Below are 3717 nucleotides of genomic sequence, written 5' to 3'. Positions count from 1 at the left end.
GTGAATCGACGTTGCATTGCAGCAAATGCGTAGTAGTAGATGAGTTCGGTCACTCATTTAAAAAGTTGATATCTGGTATGTCTGGCATTGTACCTGTTATCCTTTGTGGGGGTAGCGGCACCCGTCTGTGGCCGCGCAGTCGTGTTGTGCGACCAAAGCCATTTCTCCCGTTGGTCGGTGAGAATAGTTTGTTTGAGGCCGCGTTGGCGCGTTGCCCGGTGTCGGGCGGCTTTGCTGCACCGATCATTGTCACCGGGCATAAGCAACTCGCGCATGTCGAGGCGCAACTGGGCGAAGGCGGAGGCGCACAGGTGATTGTGGAGCCGTCTGCGCGGAATACGGCGGCTGCTATTGCCCTTGCTGCCTGTCGACTTCCTGAAGAAGCAGTGATGCTGGTGTGTCCAAGTGACCATCATATCGCCGATTCGGATACATTTGCAGTTGCCGCCCGTGCCGCTGCTGACCTGGCTGAAGATGGGTGGCTGGTTTCTCTGGGGATCGCTGCAACCGCACCTGAAACAGGCTTTGGGTATTTGAAGCGCGGCGAGGCAATTTCGCAGACTGGTTTTCGTACCGCCGAATTTGTCGAGAAGCCCGATCTGGAACGTGCCAAAGCGTTTTTGGCTGAAGGCATCTACGACTGGAATGGGGGTATTTTTGCGTTCCGGGTTAAGGATTTCCTGGCAGAACTGTCGCGGCATAGGCCGCAAATAGCAGCTGGTGTCGCTGAGGCGGTAGCCAAGGGAAGCGCGGATGGCCATCGCTTTCATCCTGATGCGGATAGTTTTGCCCTCGTTCCGAGCGATTCCGTTGACTACGCCGTAATGGAAAACACCGCGCGAGCAGCGTTGGTGCCAGTCGATATGGGCTGGTCTGATATTGGCAATTGGCATGCTCTGCACGCGGCCTTGCAGCGTGATGAAAGCGGTAATTCGATGCGCAGTTCTGGTGCGGTGGAAATGGTGGATTGTCGCAATGTGCTGGTCGACAGCGACGGTCCACGCGTTTCGGTGATCGGGTTGGAGGATGTCATCGTTGTTGTAGATGGTGATGATATCATGATTACCACGGTCGACGGCGTGCAAAAGGTCGGAAAGCTATCTGGCGCAATGAACCAATAGGGGCGAGCAGATGTTATCCGCCGTTTTGCCAATTCGACAAGTCGAGAAGCCATGGGGCAAGGATATTTTGCCAGCGCCATTCACTGCTCCGCAAGGCAAGCGCATCGGTGAGATCTGGTTTGAGCCGCCCGCGGCAATGCCTGAACTGCTGGTGAAATATATCTTTTCTCGTGAAGCGCTCTCGGTGCAGGTTCACCCATCTGATGGACAGACTTTGGCGAAGGGACTTGGACGCCAGGGAAAGGAAGAATGCTGGCTGATCGTTGCCGCCGAGCCCGGGGCAAAATTGGGTATTGGTTTCAACCGATCGATCGATCAGGAAGCGATGCGTGCCGCCGCGCTGGATGGATCGATTGAACAGTTGTTGACTTGGCACTCCGTTCGCGCAGGTGACTTTTTTTACATTCCTGCCAATACGGTTCACGCCATTGGGGCTGGCGTCAGCCTGATCGAAGTCCAGCAAAACAGCGATATCACCTACCGTCTCTACGATTATGGTCGGCCGCGTGAGCTTCATCTCGAAGAGGGAATGGGTGTCGCGCACGGCGAAATTTACGACCTCGCGCGCTGGCATCAGCAGATTCCGTCGCACGGATCTCATAGTCTGGTGGATGGGCCACTATTCCAGCTCGATCAGATCGAGGGCGCGCCGCCTTTGGAAGTGGCCACAAGGTATTCTGGCATGCTGCTTGTGATCCCGCGCGAAGGAATAGTCGAGCTTGGCAAGGAGATGATCATTCCAGGTGGATGCGCATTGGCAACGAGCCTAGCCGATATACGCTTTCGCGATGACAGTATTTGCTTGATCGCTAGCCCTCTTTTCTCAAGTACCTGAGTGGCAGTTCTATAGAGGGCGGCCATAGACTCAATGCTCGCCGAAGCATGGTGGTCACTACATGGCACGTCGATTGCTTTGATGGGGAACAAAGGACTTCATGATGCAGGCCGTTTTGATTGCAGACCTCATGGTGGATTCCGGCGTCGCCTTTGGCACCAGTGGTGCACGCGGACTGGTCTGTAAGATGACTGACCGTGTCTGTTTCGCCTATACCTGCGCCTTCTTGCAGCATCTAGGAAATATCGGGCAGTTCATGCCAGGGGCGGCTGTGGCGATAGCAGGCGATTTGCGCCCCTCCTCACCGCGCATTCTTGCCGCCTGCGCCGCCGCTATTCGCCATCTTGGTGGCGAAGTCGCCTTTTGCGGGTATGTCCCGTCGCCCGCCGTTGCGCTTCACGGCTTTGAACGTGGCATACCGTCGCTGATGGTAACCGGGAGCCATATCCCCGACGATCGCAACGGCATCAAGTTCAACCGCGTTGACGGCGAAGTCCTCAAGCATGACGAACTAGCCATGCGCGCGCAGGAAGTTACCCTGCCCGATTTGTTCGATGCCGCAGGCATGCTTCGCATCGCTCAAGATTGCGGTCCGCTCATTGATGTCGCTGGGCCTTATGTTGCTCGTTATACTGACTTTTTCGGTTTCGATGCGCTCCGTGGACTTAAGCTGGGTATCTACGAGCATTCCGCTGTTGGACGCGATGTGCTGGCGGAAATCAGTGCTTGCCTCGGCGCCGATATCATCCGCCTGGGTCGCTCCGAAACCTTCATCCCCGTAGATACTGAAGCGGTGAGGCCCGAGGATCAGGCCCTAGCCCGCTCTTGGGCACGCGAATATGGCCTGGACGCGATCCTTTCGACCGACGGGGATTCCGACCGCCCCATGCTCGCCGACGAAACCGGGGCGTGGATGCGCGGTGATGTTCTCGGGATTCTGTGCGCCCAGAGCCTCGGTATCAAAGCAATAGCTGTCCCGGTAAGTTGCAATTCAGCGGCCGAGCTATCGAATGCATTTATCGAAGTCCGCCGTACTCGGATCGGCTCCCCTTTCGTAATTGAAGCTATGAACGCACTGCTGGGCACCTTTTCTGGTGTCTGCGGATACGAAGCGAACGGAGGGTTCCTGCTCGCGACACCTGTGGATATGGACGGTCGAACGCTTGCCGCATTGCCAACCCGCGACGCGGTGCTGCCAATCCTGGCCGTCCTAGTCGCTACGTGCCGACAGAAAATGTCGCTGGGAACGCTGCAAGCCCAGCTTCCACCGCGCTTCACCTTCAGCGAGCGATTGCAGAATTATCCTACCAGTGACAGTCAAGCCTTGCTGGCCCGGCTTCAGGAAGGGGCGCGAAACGAAGTGCTAGGCCGCGCTAGCGCAATGTTCGGTGAACTGACCGGAGCGGCGATCGCGTTCGACGTCACCGATGGTTTTCGGATAGCCTTCGCAGGAGGGGACATCATCCACCTACGCCCCAGCGGCAATGCGCCGGAATTGCGTTGCTATACTGAATGTCCGACACCGGAACGCGCCGCCTCGCTCAACGTAGCCGTGTTGAAGATGATTGCGGCGCGCTGAAGATATGCATCATCGCGACACCGCTGCGACGGCGCTCGCGCCAGCCAGGCTTGAAAGAGGTGGCCTGGAGAATCTGGACAGCAGGATAAGTGGATTTTCTGCCTGACGGCGGCCAGGATGGCCGCGTGACAGGAGTAGCGATGAGTAAACGACCCCGCCGGAACCACAGCCCGGCTTTCAAG

Annotated in this window: 3 protein-coding genes; all 3 read left to right on the top strand. The window is 57.1% G+C overall.

The genetic code is table 11. The features are described from left to right. The first annotated feature begins 77 nt into the window (after nucleotides 1-77). The 3 genes from CG471_RS29295 (at nucleotide 78) to CG471_RS29285 (ending at nucleotide 3535) form a co-directional block, all read left to right on the top strand. The gene (locus CG471_RS29295; RefSeq protein WP_099234604.1) at nucleotides 78-1121 is read left to right on the top strand and encodes a mannose-1-phosphate guanylyltransferase; all 1044 of its coding nucleotides are present in this window, start codon (nucleotides 78-80) and stop codon (nucleotides 1119-1121) included. Between the two features lie 10 nt (nucleotides 1122-1131). Continuing rightward, nucleotides 1132-1956 (top strand): class I mannose-6-phosphate isomerase, encoded by an 825-nt coding sequence (locus tag CG471_RS29290; RefSeq protein ID WP_099234603.1) that lies wholly within the window; start codon nucleotides 1132-1134, stop codon nucleotides 1954-1956. 100 nt (nucleotides 1957-2056) lie between these two features. Continuing rightward, on the top strand, nucleotides 2057-3535 hold the full coding sequence (locus tag CG471_RS29285) for a phosphomannomutase (RefSeq protein WP_099234602.1): 1479 nt from the start codon (nucleotides 2057-2059) through the stop codon (nucleotides 3533-3535). The last annotated feature ends 182 nt before the right edge of the window (nucleotides 3536-3717 follow it).

It is taken from the genome of Sphingobium sp. IP1 (genome assembly GCF_002708645.1).
Taxonomy (GTDB): domain Bacteria; phylum Pseudomonadota; class Alphaproteobacteria; order Sphingomonadales; family Sphingomonadaceae; genus Sphingobium; species Sphingobium yanoikuyae.
Note: the sequence above shows the minus strand (reverse complement) of the source record. Positions and strands in the feature narration are given on the sequence as shown.

Coding starts and splice junctions, on each gene's coding strand:
- CG471_RS29285 (WP_099234602.1), top strand. CDS start 2,057: ATGATGCAGGCCGTTTTGATTGCAGACCTCATGGTGGATTCCGGCGTC.
- CG471_RS29295 (WP_099234604.1), top strand. CDS start 78: ATGTCTGGCATTGTACCTGTTATCCTTTGTGGGGGTAGCGGCACCCGT.
- CG471_RS29290 (WP_099234603.1), top strand. CDS start 1,132: ATGTTATCCGCCGTTTTGCCAATTCGACAAGTCGAGAAGCCATGGGGC.